We start from the raw sequence: 16,938 nt of genomic DNA, 5'->3' as shown, positions 1-16,938 counted from the left end.
AGACCTGGTCTCGTAACTCTTCTACCTGACGCAGTCGGCGGAAGTTGATGAGCGTGACGGCGAGCAAGAGCAGCGGGAGCAGCGTGGCTGCAGTGCGGTCGTAACGGATCCCGAGACGCTTGAACCGCAGGACCCAGGAGATGGTGCGCTCCACGACCCAGCGGTGCCGGCCCAGGTGGGTCTTGGCCTCGATTCCGCGCCGGGCGATCCGGACCTTGATGCCTCGCCGGTGCAGGTAGCGGCGGCACCTCGGGTAGTCGTAGCCCTTGTCCGCGTGCAGCTTCTCCGGCCGGCGGCGGGGCCGCCCCGGACGCCTTCGCCGGCCACGCACACTCGGGTTGGTCTCCAGCAACGGCTCGAAGAGTTTGCTGTCGTGGACGTTTGCGGCTGAGGCCAGCACATGCAGGGGCAGCCCGGCCGCGTCGGTGAGCAGGTGGTACTTCGTCCCCGGTTTCCCGCGGTCGGTGGGGTTCGGGCCGGTCAGCTCGCCCCCCTTTTGGCACGTACGGACACCGCGTCGATACTGGCCCGCGACCAGTCGAGGATCTCCTGCTCGGAGAGCTCNGCCGGTCAGCTCGCCCCCCTTTTGGCACGTACGGACACCGCGTCGATACTGGCCCGCGACCAGTCGAGGATCTCCTGCTCGGAGAGCTCCTCGAGCACTGCCCGGTGCAGCTTCTCCCACACCCCGGCCCCCTGCCACTGCCTGAGCCGGCGCCAGGCGGTGTGCCCGGACCCGCAGCCCAGGGCCGGGGGCAGGTCCCGCCAACGGCACCCGGTGTGCAGCACGAACAGGATCCCCTCCAGTGCCGCCCGGTCCTCGATCCGGGGTCGCCCACCGGGCCCTCGAGGTGGTGGCTGGGGTGGGATCAGCGGGGCGATCAGCTCCCACAGACGGTCATCGACCATCCACGACTGCGTCCTCGTCGTCATGCAGGCACTGTGGACCGTTCCCAGGCAGGTGGGCAACGACCGATCAGGTTTTGAGACCAGGTCTTANCGGGGCGATCAGCTCCCACAGACGGTCATCGACCATCCACGACTGCGTCCTCGTCGTCATGCAGGCACTGTGGACCGTTCCCAGGCAGGTGGGCAACGACCGATCAGGTTTTGAGACCAGGTCTTAGGCCTTCCCGTCGGGGCGGTACAGCAAATGGGCGCCCGGTGCTTTACATATGGCCCGGTTAGCGGCGGACCGTGCTGCGGTAGAGGTTCGTTTTCCGAGACGTCTTCTCGTATGGATGGGGAGGAAAGGAGCAGGGCCCGTCCCGAGATCCGGGACGGGCCCTGGCGGGCGGAGAGGGTCAGGAGCGTTGTTTGAGGGCGTCCCGGATCTCGGTGAGGAGTTGCACCTGGGGGTCGGCCTCCTCGTCGGCGGGGGCGATGCCCAGGCGGCGGTTGCGGGCCTCGATCATCTTGTTCATGGGCAACACGATCGCGAAGTACACGGCGGCGGCCACGAGCAGGAAGTTGACCAGGGCGGTGAGCAGCACCCCGAACCGGATGTCGTTGCCGTTGAGTGTGATCATCGCGAACGAGTCGAAGTTGGGTGAGCCCACCAGCGCCGAGATGGCGGGCATGAGCACGGACTCGACGAGGGCGTTGACGACCTGGGCGAAGGCGGCACCGATGATCACGGCGACGGCGAGGTCCAGGACGTTGCCCTTCATGATGAATTCTTTGAATCCTCTAAGCATGCGCCCAGACTATCGGCGCTGAGCCCACCGAGAACCCCGCCGCCCTAACCTATTGAGACCGTATCGATGTCCTTTTAGACGCTGCTAGCGGCACATCGGTCCGAATGCTCAGCGCCGCCTGCCCCTGGGTGCCTTGTGCCCACCGCCTGGGGGCGGGCAGTGCTGGAGTCGTGTGGGAACGACCCGTTGTGGAGGCCCGCAAGGGGCAGGGGGCTGGTCGGTCGAGTGCTCGGTGGCGGCCGCCTCGAGGGGTGCGCACGAGTGGGCCGGTCGGACACCTGGGCGCCGCATCCCGTGCCGGGAAGGGAAACCGGCTCCTCGAACTGAAGGTCGACGTCACGACGCGGGCCTCGGGCCCCACATGGGGTCCGAGGCCCGCGACAACACGTGCGGATCAGTTCTGCTGATCCTCAGGGTTCTGCTCGCCGACCAGACCTCCGGCGTGTTCCTGGGCCTGGTCCACCTGGTCCTGGAACTTGTTGCCGGTGTGCTCATCGACCATGTCGCCGCCGCCCTGGATGCCCTGCTCCACCTTGTCCGGGTTCTCGCTGGCGAAATTCTTGGCCTTGTCCGCAAAGCCTCCGAGATCCACCATGGTGACTCCTTCCTCGATCGGTCAGGGCGAAATCGTCTCCGCCCGGGAACTCGTCCAGCCTGGAACAAGGCCCCGACCCGAGTCAATCGATAGTGAACAGACACGGCGACCTGTTTTGCGCGAGCGAAGGGCCCCGGGGCGCGAAAGTTGCCAGACAATGGGAACTGTCGCGCGACAGTCCGACAAGCGGTGGGGGGCCGGTCAGCGCGACTCCGGACTCCTGCCGTGAATCATCACCGGGCTGTTGTGCCGGCCTCCGACAGGAACCGGGCGAAGCCAGCAGACCCGATCGTGATCGGCACGAACGGCTGGGCTTCCACGAGGGCTGGGGCACCGTCACCAGACTGCCGCCCGAGCTCGTCGAGCCACGGACCTAGACCCACGCCCACCGAAGGGAGAAGACGATGAAGCTGACCGTCACCGAGTTCGTGAGTCTCGACGGGGTGTCCCAGGGCCCGGGATCACCCGAGGAGGACACCAGCGGTGGGTTCACCCAGGGGGGATGGCTGGTCCCCTACCTGGACGAGGCGTTCATCAACCGCGCCGCGCAGTGGTTGGGCCAGGCCGAGGCACTGCTGCTGGGCCGGCGCACCTACGACGCCTTCGCCAGGGACTGGCCGAAGATCACCGACCCGAACGATCCCTTCACCGAGCTCATGAACAGCCTGCCGAAGTACGTCGCCTCGCACACCTTGACCACCGGCCCGTGGAAGCCGACCACGGTCCTCTCCGGCGACGTTGCGGCCCAGATCGCAGAACTCAAACAGCAGCCCGGGGCCGAGCTTCAGATCCACGGAAGCGCTCGACTGGCCCAGTCTCTGCTGGCCGCAGGACTGATCGACGCACTCCGGCTCGTGGTGGCCCCGGTCGTCCTCGGCCACGGGCGCCGCCTCTTCCCCGACGGTGGCGCGCCAGCGCGCCTGCAGCTGGTCAGCAATCAGACCACCCCGGGCGGGCTCGCCCTCCAGGTCTACGAACGGACCGGGCTCCCGGCCTACGCGACCTACACGGGCGTGTCGAACCTGGCCTGAGGACAACGATCACCCGCGCACCCGTCCGCAGAAGCCGTAGCCGTACCCGAGCCACGGCACGGTCGGTTCGCGGTCAGCCATCGGACTACCTCGACGCGCGACGGCACAGCGGGACCGCCGCACCGGAAGGTGTCAGGTTGACCTGTCACCTATTCGTGCGGCAGTCCCGTTCGTCGAGGTACTTGGAGGTGGTGGTCACCGAAGCGTGACCCAGCAGCTGGGCAACGACCTTCACGTCCCAGCCTTCGGTGAGCATCAGGGTGGCTGCGGTGCTACCGGACATTGCCCGCGGGAATGATGATGCAGTTGAGGTTCGGCATCTGGTTGCGGCCCTACGATGACCCCGTGCTCCATGACTTCTCCTTGCGACCGTTGATGGCAGCGGAGAACGCGTTGCTGGCCGCGGCCACGCTCGGGAACCTCAACTGGTGCGGGCAGCGGTTCATAGCGGCCGATGTGCGCACGCGGTCGGAGTTCGCCCACTACACGGTCGTTGATCCCCAGCGCGGCGACTTCGGTTGGGTGGCCGAAGTCGGGAAGGGCGCCATCGGCGTTGTCTGGGCCCAATTCCTGCCCCCGGATGATCCTGGTTACGGATTCCTCGCCGAGGACACCCCGGAGGTGAGCCTGTGGGTGCGGGGCGACTGGCGTGGCCGGGGAGTGGGCAGGGCGCTCCTGCGCCGGGTGCAGGACGACGCGCGAGCTCGAGGGGTGCCCCGGCTCAGCCTGTCGGTGGAGGCCGACAACTACGCCAAGAAGCTCTATGCGGCGGAGGGCTTCGTCGACGTCCCCGGACGTGCAGCCGATGGCGTCATGGCCTGGAACCCATAACAGGCACCGGGCCAGCACCACGCAGACGGCATCCCCAGGGGAAGGCTTAGCCGATGCGGTCGGAGTCGGTGTCCGCAGGACCGGGGGGCCCAGCAATTCCAGCCTGCCGTACGCGCCGGCGGAAACCGCCTCTGGGCGGACAACCCGGCCCCGGACCGCCTCGTCAGCACGGCGGGGCGTCCCACCGGCGGAAGTGGGGACATTATGAAAGTCGATCTTTTCCTTACCGGTCGGTACGGTTGGGGTATCGCGCACGGTGCTCAGTCGGGGGGCTGGGCCACCTAGTGTGGACCGTGTCAGAGGGCGCAGCCGGGGGGCTGGCCCATTCCAGACCGGTCGAATAGCCGCCGTCCTGGCGGCAGAAGAGCTGGGGCCTTGGGCTCCGTCGCCGGGGGGGGCGACGCTTCTGCCGCCGGGCCGGCGGCCCCTTACGGCACTCATGACCGTCCCTCCGTCCCTGTGGCAGCACATCGTCCAATCGCAGGTAGCTGCCCCGGTTGAGGAGGCCCGCATGAACGATGCCCACCCTGCCGCAGCGCACGCCAACTGGGCGACTCCCGTGGCCGATCCGCTGTCCCGGGCGGCGGCCTTTGCCGCCCTGCGCCCGGCCCTGGAGGCCCTGATCCACCAGGCAAGCGCCGACTCCCGGCTGAGCCCGGAGGCCCGTCGGGTGCTGCGCGCGGTGGCCCGCACCCGCCCCGAGCACACCCTGGCGCTGGCCGAGCTCGCCGCCCGCGCCAGCACGGCCAAGGCCCAGGTTCGCCTCGCGTTGACCGAGCTGGACGCCCACGGCTATCTCGCCCACCTGGCACACATCGCCCCGCACCTGAGCGCAGCACTGCCCCCACATACTCGCTGCACCCCGGCAACGGACCCTAAGGTCGAACCCGTCGACGGAGACACCTCCTGAACCTCCTCGTCCATAGTCCAGCCTCCGTGCAACGACCTCACGCCGAACCCGGCGGGTCTGATGCACTGTGGGTTGCTTTCCGGGCCGTGGAGTGCTGGCTAGTGACGGAGGTTGTAGAGCGTGATCGAGGCCAGCATCGTCAACCCGGCCAGCACTGCGGCTGCGGGCCCTGCCGTGGGAGTGACGAAAAGACCCACCGCCGCGGCGATGGCCGCGGGACGCAGGGGCTCTGCCTCGAGGGTGCCGAAGGCCGTGGTGGCGAGTGGGATCAGCACCAGCGTCGCCACCACACTCGTCACGTAAATCGTCAGGGCATGCCGGCGCGGCCGTGCTACGGCGGGGTCGTGCCGGTGCAGCAGTGTCGCGGCCAACCATCCGAGCGCGAGCACGCCCCAGGCAACCAGGGTCAGTCCGGGCCGCGGTGGGACCAGTGCGGAGGCGTTGGCCAGCACGAAGGTGCTGCCCCCGGCCGCGCCCACAGCCGAGCCCACCAACAGCGGCAGGACGGCGGCGAAGTCCCGGGGCGGCTTCCGCTGCTGATGGGCTGGAGGAGTCGATTCGGGACGTGAGGTGTTCACAGCGTCCACGCTCCTCCTGGAAGCTGCAGGACTCCCCGCGCGCCACGCCGAACGGGCGCCAGCGACACGTCAGCGGGGAAAGCTCTGCGCGCACTGGTGGTGTCTGTGAGATGCACCCCCATTGGAGAAGGTCTGGGGGAAGAAGCCATGTTGCTGATGCGGGCCGGGGTCCGTGAAAGCGGGACGCGGGGCCGGGGCCGAATGCTGTGGGAGTACGGTGGAATTCGAACGACGCGATCCGGTGACCAGGTGGGCGCCCCGTACCTGGTGCCGTTTCCCCTACCTGGCCTGAAGGGAACAGCATGAGCACCTCCTCGCACGCCGAGGGCCTGCAGGGGTCGCCGGCGCGGATGTCCCCGGATGCTAGCCCGGTGTCTTCTCGGCGGCGGATCCCGTTGCGGTCGACCTGCGCGCAGCCCCACTCCTGCCCGGCGCCGGTGCGGATGCAGGTGCTGTCCCGGACACCGATGTTCGCCGGGCTGGTCGAGGAGCAGCTGGCGGACATCGACCGAAGGATGACCTCCCTGTCCTGGGCTGAGGGGGACGCGCTGCATGTCGAAGGAGCGCCTGCCGAACACCTTTACCTCGTGGCCGCGGGACGGGCCAAGGCTTACCGGACCGCACCGAATGGGCAAGAGGTCGTGGTGGAGCTGCTAGGGCCGGGAGACCTGTTCGGCGGGCTACGCACCCTCGGCCAGGAAGCCTACGCCGAGACAGTCGAGGCTTTGACCACCGTGTGCGCCCTGCGGGTTGGCGATGACGCGTTCCGTCAGATCCTCGGCGAGCACCCGGTGGTGGGGCTGCGGGTGCTTGAGGACACCGCCGCGCTGCTCGCCCAGGCCCGTTCCGACGTTACCCGGCAGTCCACGGCCACCGTGGCCGAGCGACTGGCGGCGGTCCTGCTGCGCCTGGCGGAGAAGTTCGGGGAGCCCGCTCGCGAGGGCGGGACCTTGATCGAGCTGCCGCTGTCGCGGGCGGATCTGGCGGGGATGACCGGGTCGACCCCGGAGTCCGTCTCCCGGGTGATGAGCCGGTGGCGCAAGGACGGTGTCATCGACGCCGGCCGCCGCTGGACTGCCGTGCGTGACCCGCGCCGGCTGGCGGAGATCGCCGGAGCGGAGGCCTGACCCCCGAGCTTCGCGGTTGATTGACGCCCGTCATGGTCCGAGGACCCGGTCCTTCGTAGGTTGGAGACACACCCGATGAGGTGAGTACTCCACAACAGGGAGAGGAACCACCACCATGACCACCACCACAGCCACCACCACTCACACGGTCCTGCGCGCCGAGGGCTTCTCCTGCCCCTCCTGCGTGGCCAAGATCGAGAAGCGCGTCGGGCGTCTGAAGGGCGTCGACGCGGTGAAGGTCCACTTCGCCTCGGCCCGCATCGAGGTCGACCACGACCCTGCCCTCGTGAGTGTGGAGGACATCGTCGCCGCTGTTGCCAAGGTCGGCTACACCGCCCGCCCCGCCGCCTTCTGACCCGCCGCACCCACAGCCCGCGCCGCTGCCGGGACCTCCCCAGGAGGTCACGGCAGCGGCGCTCTTCGTTGCCCGCCGAGCCGGCGCTCATTGGCCCTTCCTGCGATCGTGCGGTTGATTGATCCCCGACATGTTCGGGTCCGTGGGCTGTGCGTAGCGTCGTGAACAAGCCCCCATCAGGGGCGAGAACGGTTACCAGGAAGGACGGACATCATGAACAGGGTGCAGAGGTGGATTTACGGCCGGTGGGCGATCCCCGCGGTTGCGGGGGTGCTGATCCTCGCCTCGTTCGTCGCCTCCGAGGTCGTCGGCTCGGTCCTGTGGGCGGATGTGCTCATGCTCGCCGCCGCCGTCGTCGCCGGCAATCAGATCGTGGTCAAGGCCGTCCGGGCGATGGTCGCCCGCATGGTCGGGATCGACCTGCTGGTGGCGGTCGCCGCCATCGGGGCGGTCATCATCGGCAACTACTGGGAGGCCGCCGCGGTGACCTTCCTCTTCGCGGTCGGCCACGCCCTGGAGTCGGCCACCCTCAACAAGACCCGCTCGGCGCTGGCCGAGCTCGTCGCGGTCGCCCCGGACACCGCCGTGGTCCTGCGTGACGGGGAGCAGGTCGAGGTTCCGGCCGCGGACGTGGCGATGGGCGAGGTCGTGCTGGTCAAGAACGGCGCCAAGGTTCCCGTCGACGGCCAGGTCGTGGCCGGCACCGGTGCCGTGGACGAGGCTTCCATCACCGGGGAGTCCATCCCGGTGGAGAAGGCCAAGAGCGACCAGGTCTTCGCCGGGACCGTCTCCCGCGGCGGGTTTCTTCAGGTGCTGGCCACCGGCATCGGCGCCGACACCACGCTGGCCCGCATCATCCACCGGGTGGAGGAGGCCCAGGACGCCAAGGCGGCCACCCAGGCATTCATCGACCGCTTCTCCACCTGGTACACCCCCGCAATCATGGTCCTGGCACTGGTCGGTGGCTTGATCACCGGGGACGTGGTGCTCGCCCTGACCCTGCTGGTCATCGGCTGTCCCGGAGCCCTGGTGATCTCCATCCCGGTCGCCATCGTGGCCGGCATCGGCCGTGCGGCCCGCAATGGCATCCTGATCAAAGGTGGGGAGTTCCTGGAGACCTCCGCGAGGATCACCGCCGTCGCCGTGGACAAGACCGGCACGCTCACCGAGGGCCGCCCGCAGCTGACCGACGTGGTCGTCTTGGACCCGGCGCTGGACCGCGCGGACGTGCTGGGCTGGGCCGCGGCCGCGGAGGCCGGCTCCGAGCACCCCCTGGCCCGCCCGATCCTCGACGCCGCTGCGGCCGAGGGCGTGGGCGCCTCCGTGGTCCCCGAGGCGGTCGACCCAGTGCCGGGCAAGGGCATCGTGTCGACCACTGACGGGGTGCGGGTGCTGATCGGCAACGCCGCGTTGCTGGAGCAGTACGGCATCACCGACCCGAAGGCTGCAGCTGCGGCCCAGAAGCTCGCCGCGGCTGGGCGGACACCCATGATCGTGGCCGTCGACAATGCCGTGATCGGTGTCATCGCCGTGGCCGACCAGGTGAGGGCCGACGCGGCCGAGATGGTGTCCCGGCTCCACGAGGCCGGGGTGGAGAAGGTCGTCATGCTCACCGGTGACGCCCCGTTGGTGGCTCAGGCCATCGGGAAGGTCACCGGGGTGGACGAGATCCGCGCCGGGTTGCTGCCCGAGGACAAGCTCGAGGCGGTCGCGGCGCTGCAGCGGGAGGGCCACTTGGTGGTGATGGTCGGCGATGGCGTCAATGACGCCCCCGCCCTGGCCACCGCGGACATCGGCGCGGCCATGGGCGCGGCCGGCTCGGCTGTGGCCGTGGAGACCGCCGACATCGCGCTGATGGGCGACAACCTGCTGAAGCTGCCCGAAGCGATCGGGCTGGCCAAGCGCACCGTGGCCGTGATGCATCAGAACATCACCGTCGCCCTGATCACCGTGGTGCTGTTGTTGGCCGGGGTCTTCGCCGGCGGGGTCACGATGTCGATCGGGATGCTCGTCCACGAGGCTTCTGTGCTCGTCGTGATCGCCAACGCCATGCGGCTGCTGCGCCGCGCCCAGGACACCACCCCCGCGACGGGCACCACACCGGCCGCCCCGGCCACAGACCGGGTGACATCCCGGTCCTAGGACACCACCGTGGCGGGCGGCCCCACACCAGGACCGTTTTCGAAGCTCTTTTCGGCGGGAGGCNGGCCCCACACCAGGACCGCCCGCCACGGGGCGGAACGCACCACCAGTCCTGCCCGGCCCCGGGCGGAGAGACCACCATCACTGCAGGAGGAGCATCATGAGCGCGCAAGAGCACTTCATCATCGAGGGCAACATTGAGCACTTCACCATCGCCGACATCGCTGGCAGCAACCCCGACTTCCGCCAGGTGCTGTGGACCGGCCAACACGCTCAGATCGTTGTCATGACCATCCCTACCGGTGGTGAGATCGGCGAGGAGGTCCACGAGCACACCGATCAGATCCTCACCTTCGTCGCCGGCACCGGGGAAGCCGACCTGAACGGGCACACGCATCCGATCGAGGCCGGTGACCAGTGCGCGGTCCCGGCCGGGGCCCGGCACAACTTCCGCAACACCGGGGATGAGCCCCTGGTGCTCTACACCGTCTACAGCCCGCCCGAGCACGCCGCCGAGGCCGCCTACGCCACCAAGGAGGAGGCGGACGCGGCCGAGGCCACCGGCCGGGACGAACCCCCGACCGGTTGAGCCCGCACTCATCCACACCCTCTAGAGAAGAAACGAGGAAGACGATGTCCACGGTCTACGTGTTCACCGATTTCGGCGGTCCTGAGACCCAACAGCTCCTCGATCGGCCCGCCCCGCAGCCTGGCCCGGGCGAGCTGGCCGTGGAGGTTCGGGCCGCCGGGGTGAATCCTGTCGACTGGAAGATCCGCTCCGGGGTACTGGGGCGGGACCGGGAGTTGCCGGCCCCGATGGGCCGGGAGGTCTCCGGCGTCGTGACCGATCTCGGGGAAGGCGTAAAGGGTTTCGCGGTCGGCGACGAGATCCTCGGCCCCGTCGCTCCGGGTCACGGCGGGTTCGCCGAGCACACCCTCGTGCGGGCGGCCGAGGCGGTCGCCAAGCCCGAGGAGATCTCCTTCGCCGACGCCGCCACCATCCCGGTGGCTGCGGCCACCGCCTATGACGCCACCCACCAGTTCGAACTCGAACCCGGCCAGAGATTGCTGATTCTTGGCGCCGGCGGCGGGGTGGGACTGATGGCCGCCCAAATTGGGCGCGTCCACCAGTTCACCGTCATCGGCGTCGCCAGCCAGTCCAAGCGCAAGATCGTCGAATGCACCGGGGCGACCTTCGTCCCCTCCGGGGAAGGAGCTGCTGACCGCGTCCGCGAGGTCGCCCCCGAGGGGGTGGACCTTATCGTCGACCTCGTCGGGGGTGAGGCCCTGGGCGAGGTCGCCGGCCTGGTTACCGATCCGGCCAGGATCATCTCGGCGGCCGACGCCACGACCGCCACAGAACTGGGCGGGGCGGCACTGGAACGCACCGAGGAGGCGATGGAAAAGATCACCGAGGTCATCGAATACGGACTCGTCGATCCCCACGTCACCGCCTGCTATCCCCTGGCAGAAGCAGGACGGGCGATCGCCGAGGTCGAGGCCGGTCACGCCACCGGCAAGATCGTCATCGAACCCACCCCCGTGTGCTGATCATGGGCACGCCCGGAGCCTCATGCGGTGAGAACAAGGGCGCCGGTGTGGCGGCCCCAGCCCATTGACGGGGGCCGTCACACCGGCACCTGTCGACTCATCTTGAGGCGGGGCGCGAGAGAGCGGATCCAGCCCACAGAAGGAACATCCCATGTGCCAGAAGACCAGTCCGACCACGAGCCCCCGCATAGCCACGGCGACGCGCACCAGCGTCGAAACCGTCCAGCTCCAGCAGCTGATCAAGAACGCGGAAACAGCCGCCGCCCAGTACGAACGGAACGAAGCGAAGATCGAGCAGTGGGGACTCGATTCCTTCCCCGCCTCCGACCCGCCCCAGAACTACTAAACCCCAGGGGTTGGCTGCTCGGGCGTCCCGACAAGCGACGCGTGCTCGGCCCCGGCCGGGGAGAGGCTGATTCCTCCACCCCGACACGGGGTCGGTGTTCCCGCCGGAGCGGTGGGTGTCACCGCAGGCGCAGCGGAGCGGTGGCGAACCCACCCACGGGCGGCAACTCGCGTTCCCGGGGCCGGTCCGGATCGGGCTCGATCACGGCCGTCGCCGCCAGGGCGGCGCGGGTCAGTACTCGCAGCTCGAGGGTCGCCAGCGGCCTGCCAGGGCACACGTGCTTGCCGATCCCGTACACCAGGTTGTACGGGGCGTTGCCGACCGGGTCGAACGCGTCCGGGTCAGCGAAGATCCGCGGGTCGCGGTTGGCGGCGGTCCAGTTCAGGAGCACCCGGTCGCCGGCGGCCAGCTCTCGACCACCGACTGTGACGGGTTCCGTCGTGATGCGGCGGTTGGCGACGAACGGGTCATCGATCCGCAGGATCTCATCGAGGATCGCGTCGAACTCCCGGTCGGACACCCCCGAGCGCAGCCGGGCCTGCAACTCGGGTTGATCGGCCAGATAAGTCAGTACCACGCCGGTGCACAACGCCATCGACCCCAAGTCACCGCCGGTCCAGTTGCGCAGGATCGAGACGATCTCATCGTCGCTGAGCTCCCGCCCATCAACCTGGGCACGCACAAGCTCAGTGGTCACGTCATCGGGCGCACCGTCGCCGGCCTCGCGGCGGACGTCGGTCAAGGATCGGATGATGGCGTCGAAGCGCTGGGCGACCTCAGTGGTGCGGGAACGGTCCCGGGAGCGGGTGGCGGCATGGTTGTCCTGCATCCACTGCAGCAGATCCTCCTCCAGGCCTGCAGGCCACCCCAGCCAGGCCGTCTGTGCGCGCACGGCGAAGCGGGAGCCGACCGCCACGGCGTCGATCGGGCCGGGGACCTCGAGCTGGCCCACCAGGTCGGTGGCGACCCGCTGCACCACCGGCTCCAGGGCGCTCATCCGCTCAGGGGTGAAGAACCGCTCCACGAGGGCGCGGAAGGCCGTGTGGGTAGGGCCGTCAAGACCGTTGGGCACCTGGAGGTAGCGGGAGACTGCGTTGGAGAAGCTCTCGTGGTCCAGCGCGGCGGCAGTGACGTCAGCGTGGGTGAACAACGTCCAAGCACCACTGGCATCGCGGGCCACGGGACAGCGTGAGCGCAGCTTGTCGTAGGCGGCCACAGGATCGCGACGGACCTGCGGGCCCCGCGGGTTCCAATCGGACCGGACGGGATCCGTGGCCGGTCCCGGTGCCGTGGCGGGTCCGGCCAGCGGGGGTGCGTGGGGGATGGCGTCATCGGCCGAGGGATGGCCTGTCATGTGTGTCCTGTCGTGGGTGGCCGTCAGCGCGGTGCGCGGGGACCTCCGCGCCGGCGGTGGGGGCAGTTGGTGGTGGTGTTCAGGGGTGGGTTCGTTCGTCGACTTTCCCGCCGTTGCGTACGGTGAGGGCGAGCAGCAGGGACAGGATCGCGAAGCCGGCCAGCAGGGTCAGGCCCACGAAGTAGCTGTTGTGCTCGGCGTTGTAGGTGGCGCCCATGACCAGCGGCGGGAAGTATCCGCCCAGGCCGCCGGCGGCGGCGATGATGCCGCCGATGGTGCCGACGTCCTTGGCCGGGGCGGCTCGGCCGACCCAGCCGAAGACACCGCCGGTGCCCAGGCCGAGGAAGAGTGCCATGAGCAGGAAGGTGGGGCCGTAGACGCGTTCCTGACCGGGTTGGAAGGCTACGACCATGGCGAGCACGGCGGTGCCGGACAGAGCGGTCAGGGTCACCGTCTTCGGCCCGATCTTGTCGGCCAGGATCCCGCCGATGGGTCGGGCGATGACGGCGGCCAGGGCGAAGCCGGCGGTGCGGGTGCCGGCGGCGGTGGCGTCGAAGTCGTAGACGTTGTCGAGGTAGGTCGGCAGGTAGTTGGAGAACGCGACGAACGCCCCGAAGACGACCCCGTAGAGGAAGCACAGTTGCCAGGTGACTTTCAGCGTGAACGCGTGTTTGATCTTCGGTAGGACCGGCTCGGGGGCCTTGGCCCCGTGCACGGGAGAGTCCCGTAGCAGCGCCCAGCACAGCACAGCCATGACTCCCACGATCACCGCGATCAGGACGTGGGCGCCCAGGTATCCGATCCCGGTCACCAGGCGGGGGGTGAGGAACGCGGAGACGGCGGTGCCGACCATACCGGCGCCGAAGACCCCGGTGGCGAAGCCCTTGCGGTGGGATTCGTACCACCCCGAGCAGAACGGGACGCCCACGGCGAAGACGGTACCGGCGATGCCGAGGAAGAACGCCACGGCCACGAGCAGTCCGAAGCTGCCCAGCTGCCCGACGAGCCCGGTGACGAGCACCAGGGGAGCGGTGATGCCCAGGATGACGGTGAACATCACCCGCCCGCCGTAGCGGTCGGTCAACGCGCCAACGGGCACCCGGCAGACGGCGCCGACGAGGATCGGCATGGCCACCAGCACCGAGGTCTGGGTGGCGTCGAGGTCCATCTGCTGGGCATAGCGCTTGGCCAGCGGCCCCACGATCGTCCAGGCCCAGAAGCCGACTGCGGACGCCAGGGTGGCCAGGAGCAGGTTGCGCAGCTGCCCGACCTTGAGGTCAGGGGCAGTGGTGCCGGAAGAGGTCGCGGGGGAGGTGGATGACATGGCTGTCCTCGTGCGTTCGGTGGGCAGGGCGAGACGTCAGTGGCGACCGGCGCGGTTGCGGCCCGTGGGTGCTTTCGTGGTGCCACGGGCCCGGTCCCGGGTGCCCACGGGCTCCCAACCCCGGCGCACCGGGGCCAGGTTCGTTCCGGAGACGCGGTCACGGGAGCGGTAGACGATGTAGGGGCGGAACAGGTAGTGCACCGGTGCGGTGAAGGCGTGCACCAGGCGGGTGAAGGGCCACAGCGCGAAGAGCGCCATCGCCCACAGGGCGTGCACCTTGAAGCCGGGGCCGGCCGCGGCCATGGCGGCGACGTCGGGTTGGAAGATCCAGATGGAGCGGAACCACGGGGAGACGGTCTGGCGGTAGTCGACCACGGTGGTGTCGAACAGGGACAGCACCGTGGTGCCCAGGCCCGTGAGCAGCGCGCCGACGAGCATGACGTACATGAGCTTGTCGTTCTTGGTGGTGGCCATGAACACCGGCCCGGTGGTGCGCCGGCGCCAGATGAGCAGCACGATCCCGACCAGGGTGCCCACCCCGGCGATCGTGCCGATGCCCAGGGCCATGATGTGGTACAGGTGCTCGTTGATCCCGACGGCGTCGGTCCAGGTGCGGGGGATCACCAGCCCCATGACGTGCCCGGCCAGCACTGCGAGGATGCCGAAGTGGAACAGCGGGGAGGCGATGCGCAGGATGCGGGACTCGTAGAGCTGGGAGGAGCGGGTGGTCCAACCGAACTGGTCGTACTTGTAGCGCCAGATCGAGCCGCCGATGATCAGCGCCAGCACGACGTAGGGCAGGGCACCCCACAACAGGACGTCCCCCACCCCGATCTCGACGGTCTCGGGAGGCGGAGCGGTGGGGATCATGGGCTGTTCCTTTCGGTGACGGGCAGCAGCCGGGGGTCGTAGGGGTCCAGGCCCACGGATTCGGTGGGCGGGCCGTAGCCGGCCATCCGCATCACCGCGTCGCGGTCCTCCGGGGAGACCCCGGGCAGGGTGGAGCACACCAGGGCGAGGGCGCCGCGGTGCGGCAGGCCGTCGTCGCGCAGGGACAGCCGCAGCAGCTCCAGGGACGGGCGGTAGCGCTGCAGCAGTTCGTAGCCGTCCTCGGGGGAGACCTTCGCGGTGAACTCCAGCACCAGTGGCAGGTAGTCCGGCAGCTCGGACTCGTCCAGCTGCGCCCCGTGGGAGCGGTAGATCTCTTTGAAGGCCGCCAGTGCCTCCCCACGGCGTCGGGTGTCCCCGTCGGTCCAGTAGGTCAGGTGCAGGCTGTGCCGCCGGGACAGGTCAAACTCCTGGACGTAGTCGGCCTGCACCTCATCCAAGGGGCGAGCCGTGAACCACTCGAACAGCTCCTCGACCTCCTCCACGGGGGCCTCTACCTCTGTGAGCGCCCCGTGCAGCAGCGGGAGCACCTCGAGCATCGCCGGGTCCGGGTAGCCCAGCAGCACTGCGGCGGCCTGCCGGGTCACCGCGCTGCGCCGGGGGTCCGGGTCGGCGTAGGCGCCCGGGTCGAGGGTGCCCGGCCCGGCCTTGCCGAGCAGCTTCTCCAGCAGCCCCATCAGCGCGCCCCGTTCCCGTCCTGGGGCGGGAACAGGCCCTGGGGCTTGCCCCGCCCGTCCCAGTTGAGCAGGTTGACCCGCCCTCCCAGTTCCTCGTTTCCGGTGGGGTCGGTCCCGCGCTGCCGTGCCTGCAGGGCCGCGAAGTTCTCGGCCGCGACTGGCATCGGCGTTCCGGAGGCTTCGCCGAACACCCCGGTCTGGCCCATGCCGGGCCCACCGTCCACGTCGAGGGAGCAGCCGATCTCCTCGAGGTTGTGCGCGTCCTCCAGGTGCGCGGAGGGGATGACGTAGCGTTCCTCGTACTTGGCGATCGCCATGAGCCGGTACATTTTCTGGATCTCGGTCCCGGTCATCCCGACGGCTTCGGCGATCGCCTCGTCCGCTTCCTCGCCCAGGGCGATGTCGCGCATGTAGGAGCGCATGGCTGCCAGTTTGTTGAGCACCTCCCGGATCTTCTCGGTGTCCCCGGCGGTGAACAGCTCGGCCAGGTACTCGACCGGGATGCGCAGGGAGTCGATCGCCCCGAAGAGGTTGGCGGCGTCCTCGCCGTCGTGGCCCTGGTCCTTGAGCAGGTCCACGACCGGCGACAGTGGCGGGACGTACCAGACCATGGGCATCGTGCGGTACTCGGGGTGCAGGGGCAGGGCCACCCGCAGCTCTTTGGCCAGGGTGTAGACCGGGGACTTCCGCGCCGCGTCCAGCCAGTCCTCGGGGATGCCCTCGGCCCGGGCGGCGGCGATCACTGTCGGGTCGTGCGGGTCGAGCATCAGGTCCAGTTGCGCCTCGTAGAGGTCTTGTTCGTCCGGTGTCGCGGCGGCTTCGGTGACCCGGTCGGCGTCGTAGAGGAAGATGCCGATGTAGCGCAGCCGGCCCACGCAGGTCTCGGCGCACACCGTGGGGATCCCGACCTCGATGCGGGGGTAGCAGAAGGTGCACTTCTCGGCCTTGCCGGACTTGTGGTTGTAGTACATCTTCTTGTACGGGCAGCCGGTGACGCACTGGCGCCAGCCGCGGCACTTGTCCTGGTCGACCAGTACGATGCCGTCCTCGGTGCGCTTGTAGATCGCCCCCGAGGGGCAGGAGGCCATGCAGGAGGGGTTCAGGCAGTGCTCGCAGATCCGGGGGAGGTAGAAGGCGAAGGTCTGCTCGAACTCGAACTTGATCTTCTCCTCCGACTCCTTCCGGACCTTCTCCACGATCGGGTCCAGGTGGCCCATCTCCGGGGCGCCGCCGAGGTTGTCGTCCCAGTTGGCCGACCAGGAGATCTTCATGTCCTCGCCGGTGATCAGGGACTTCGGTCGGGCGACGGGGAAGTCGGTGCCGGCGGGGGCGTTGGTGAGGGTCTCGTAGTCGTAGGTCCACGGCTCGTAGTAGTCGTTGAGCTCGGGCTGGACGGGGCTGGCGAACAAGCCGGCCAGCTTCGCCCAGCGCCCGCCGGATTTGAGCTTGAGGTTGCCGCGGCGGTTGAGCTCCCAGCCGCCCTTCCACTTCTCCTGGTCCTCGTACCGGCGGGGATAGCCCTGCCCGGGACG

The 16,938-nt window shown here is 69.1% G+C and carries 18 protein-coding genes and 1 pseudogene; 9 read left to right on the top strand and 10 right to left on the bottom strand.

Going from position 1 to position 16,938, the window contains the following annotated elements; all coding sequences use genetic code 11:
- The 3 genes and pseudogenes from H488_RS36740 to H488_RS32935 form a co-directional block, all read right to left on the bottom strand.
- Positions 1 to 933: pseudogene (locus tag H488_RS36740) on the bottom strand (IS5 family transposase); the annotation flags it as partial.
- 371 nt (positions 934 to 1,304) lie between these two features.
- Entirely contained in the window at positions 1,305 to 1,697 is a 393-nt protein-coding gene (gene mscL / locus H488_RS32940) for a large conductance mechanosensitive channel protein MscL (protein WP_031283557.1), read from the bottom strand.
- A 394-nt stretch (positions 1,698 to 2,091) separates the two neighbouring features.
- Complete coding sequence (locus tag H488_RS32935; RefSeq protein WP_017834502.1) at positions 2,092 to 2,292, bottom strand: antitoxin; 201 nt, start codon at positions 2,290 to 2,292, stop codon at positions 2,092 to 2,094.
- Between the two features lie 404 nt (positions 2,293 to 2,696).
- Between H488_RS32935 and H488_RS32930 the strand changes: the two genes are divergently transcribed.
- Positions 2,697 to 3,323: a dihydrofolate reductase family protein gene (locus H488_RS32930; RefSeq protein WP_017834501.1), complete on the top strand. Its 627-nt coding sequence runs from the start codon at positions 2,697 to 2,699 to the stop codon at positions 3,321 to 3,323.
- 145 nt (positions 3,324 to 3,468) lie between these two features.
- Here H488_RS32930 and H488_RS36735 read toward each other — a convergent pair whose 3' ends face one another.
- The gene (locus H488_RS36735) at positions 3,469 to 3,606 is read right to left on the bottom strand and encodes a tyrosine-type recombinase/integrase (protein ID WP_229587746.1); all 138 of its coding nucleotides are present in this window, start codon (positions 3,604 to 3,606) and stop codon (positions 3,469 to 3,471) included.
- An 11-nt stretch (positions 3,607 to 3,617) separates the two neighbouring features.
- Between H488_RS36735 and H488_RS32925 the strand changes: the two genes are divergently transcribed.
- Both H488_RS32925 and H488_RS32920 read left to right on the top strand, forming a co-directional pair.
- Positions 3,618 to 4,154, top strand: a complete 537-nt coding sequence (locus tag H488_RS32925; protein ID WP_017834500.1) for a GNAT family N-acetyltransferase — start codon at positions 3,618 to 3,620, stop codon at positions 4,152 to 4,154.
- A gap of 511 nt (positions 4,155 to 4,665) precedes the next feature.
- Positions 4,666 to 5,064, top strand: coding sequence for a hypothetical protein (locus tag H488_RS32920; protein WP_017834499.1), 399 nt, complete (start codon positions 4,666 to 4,668; stop codon positions 5,062 to 5,064).
- A gap of 98 nt (positions 5,065 to 5,162) precedes the next feature.
- Here the strand turns inward: H488_RS32920 and H488_RS32915 are convergent, their stop codons facing one another.
- A complete protein-coding gene (locus H488_RS32915) occupies positions 5,163 to 5,651 on the bottom strand; it encodes a hypothetical protein (RefSeq protein WP_017834498.1) in 489 nt (162 codons plus the stop codon).
- Positions 5,652 to 5,944: 293 nt separating this feature from the next.
- On the opposite strand from H488_RS32915, the gene H488_RS32910 reads away from it, so the two are divergent.
- The 6 genes from H488_RS32910 (at position 5,945) to H488_RS32885 (ending at position 11,163) form a co-directional block, all read left to right on the top strand.
- Positions 5,945 to 6,769 carry a Crp/Fnr family transcriptional regulator gene (locus H488_RS32910; RefSeq protein ID WP_017834497.1) on the top strand — a complete coding sequence of 275 codons (825 nt, stop codon included), beginning with the start codon at positions 5,945 to 5,947 and terminating at the stop codon, positions 6,767 to 6,769.
- A 115-nt stretch (positions 6,770 to 6,884) separates the two neighbouring features.
- Positions 6,885 to 7,124: a heavy-metal-associated domain-containing protein gene (locus H488_RS32905; RefSeq protein WP_017834496.1), complete on the top strand. Its 240-nt coding sequence runs from the start codon at positions 6,885 to 6,887 to the stop codon at positions 7,122 to 7,124.
- 213 nt (positions 7,125 to 7,337) lie between these two features.
- The gene (locus H488_RS32900; protein WP_017834495.1) at positions 7,338 to 9,266 is read left to right on the top strand and encodes a heavy metal translocating P-type ATPase; all 1,929 of its coding nucleotides are present in this window, start codon (positions 7,338 to 7,340) and stop codon (positions 9,264 to 9,266) included.
- 160 nt (positions 9,267 to 9,426) lie between these two features.
- Positions 9,427 to 9,855, top strand: a complete 429-nt coding sequence (locus H488_RS32895; protein ID WP_017834494.1) for a cupin domain-containing protein — start codon at positions 9,427 to 9,429, stop codon at positions 9,853 to 9,855.
- 44 nt (positions 9,856 to 9,899) lie between these two features.
- A complete protein-coding gene (locus tag H488_RS32890; protein ID WP_017834493.1) occupies positions 9,900 to 10,817 on the top strand; it encodes an NADP-dependent oxidoreductase in 918 nt (305 codons plus the stop codon).
- 151 nt (positions 10,818 to 10,968) lie between these two features.
- The gene (locus H488_RS32885; protein WP_017834492.1) at positions 10,969 to 11,163 is read left to right on the top strand and encodes a hypothetical protein; all 195 of its coding nucleotides are present in this window, start codon (positions 10,969 to 10,971) and stop codon (positions 11,161 to 11,163) included.
- Positions 11,164 to 11,281: 118 nt separating this feature from the next.
- On the opposite strand, the gene H488_RS32880 is transcribed toward H488_RS32885, so the two are convergent.
- From H488_RS32880 to narH, 5 genes are all read right to left on the bottom strand, one after another.
- Positions 11,282 to 12,379: a cytochrome P450 gene (locus tag H488_RS32880; RefSeq protein ID WP_017834491.1), complete on the bottom strand. Its 1,098-nt coding sequence runs from the start codon at positions 12,377 to 12,379 to the stop codon at positions 11,282 to 11,284.
- Positions 12,380 to 12,596: 217 nt separating this feature from the next.
- Complete coding sequence (locus H488_RS32875; protein ID WP_017834490.1) at positions 12,597 to 13,841, bottom strand: MFS transporter; 1,245 nt, start codon at positions 13,839 to 13,841, stop codon at positions 12,597 to 12,599.
- A gap of 36 nt (positions 13,842 to 13,877) precedes the next feature.
- Positions 13,878 to 14,711, bottom strand: coding sequence for a respiratory nitrate reductase subunit gamma (gene narI / locus H488_RS32870; RefSeq protein WP_017834489.1), 834 nt, complete (start codon positions 14,709 to 14,711; stop codon positions 13,878 to 13,880).
- Positions 14,708 to 15,406: a nitrate reductase molybdenum cofactor assembly chaperone gene (gene narJ, locus H488_RS32865; protein WP_017834488.1), complete on the bottom strand. Its 699-nt coding sequence runs from the start codon at positions 15,404 to 15,406 to the stop codon at positions 14,708 to 14,710. The genes narI and narJ overlap by 4 nt, the downstream gene beginning before the upstream one ends.
- Positions 15,406 to 16,938 (bottom strand): nitrate reductase subunit beta (narH, locus tag H488_RS32860; RefSeq protein ID WP_017834487.1); only part of this gene is annotated, 1,533 nt, incomplete at its 5' end. The genes narH and narJ, both read right to left, overlap by 1 nt.

The sequence above is a fragment of the Kocuria sp. UCD-OTCP genome, from assembly GCF_000349605.1.
GTDB classification, from domain to species: domain Bacteria; phylum Actinomycetota; class Actinomycetes; order Actinomycetales; family Micrococcaceae; genus Kocuria; species Kocuria rosea.
The sequence above is the reverse complement of the archived record's forward strand: the minus strand, read 5'-3'. Positions and strand labels throughout refer to the sequence as shown.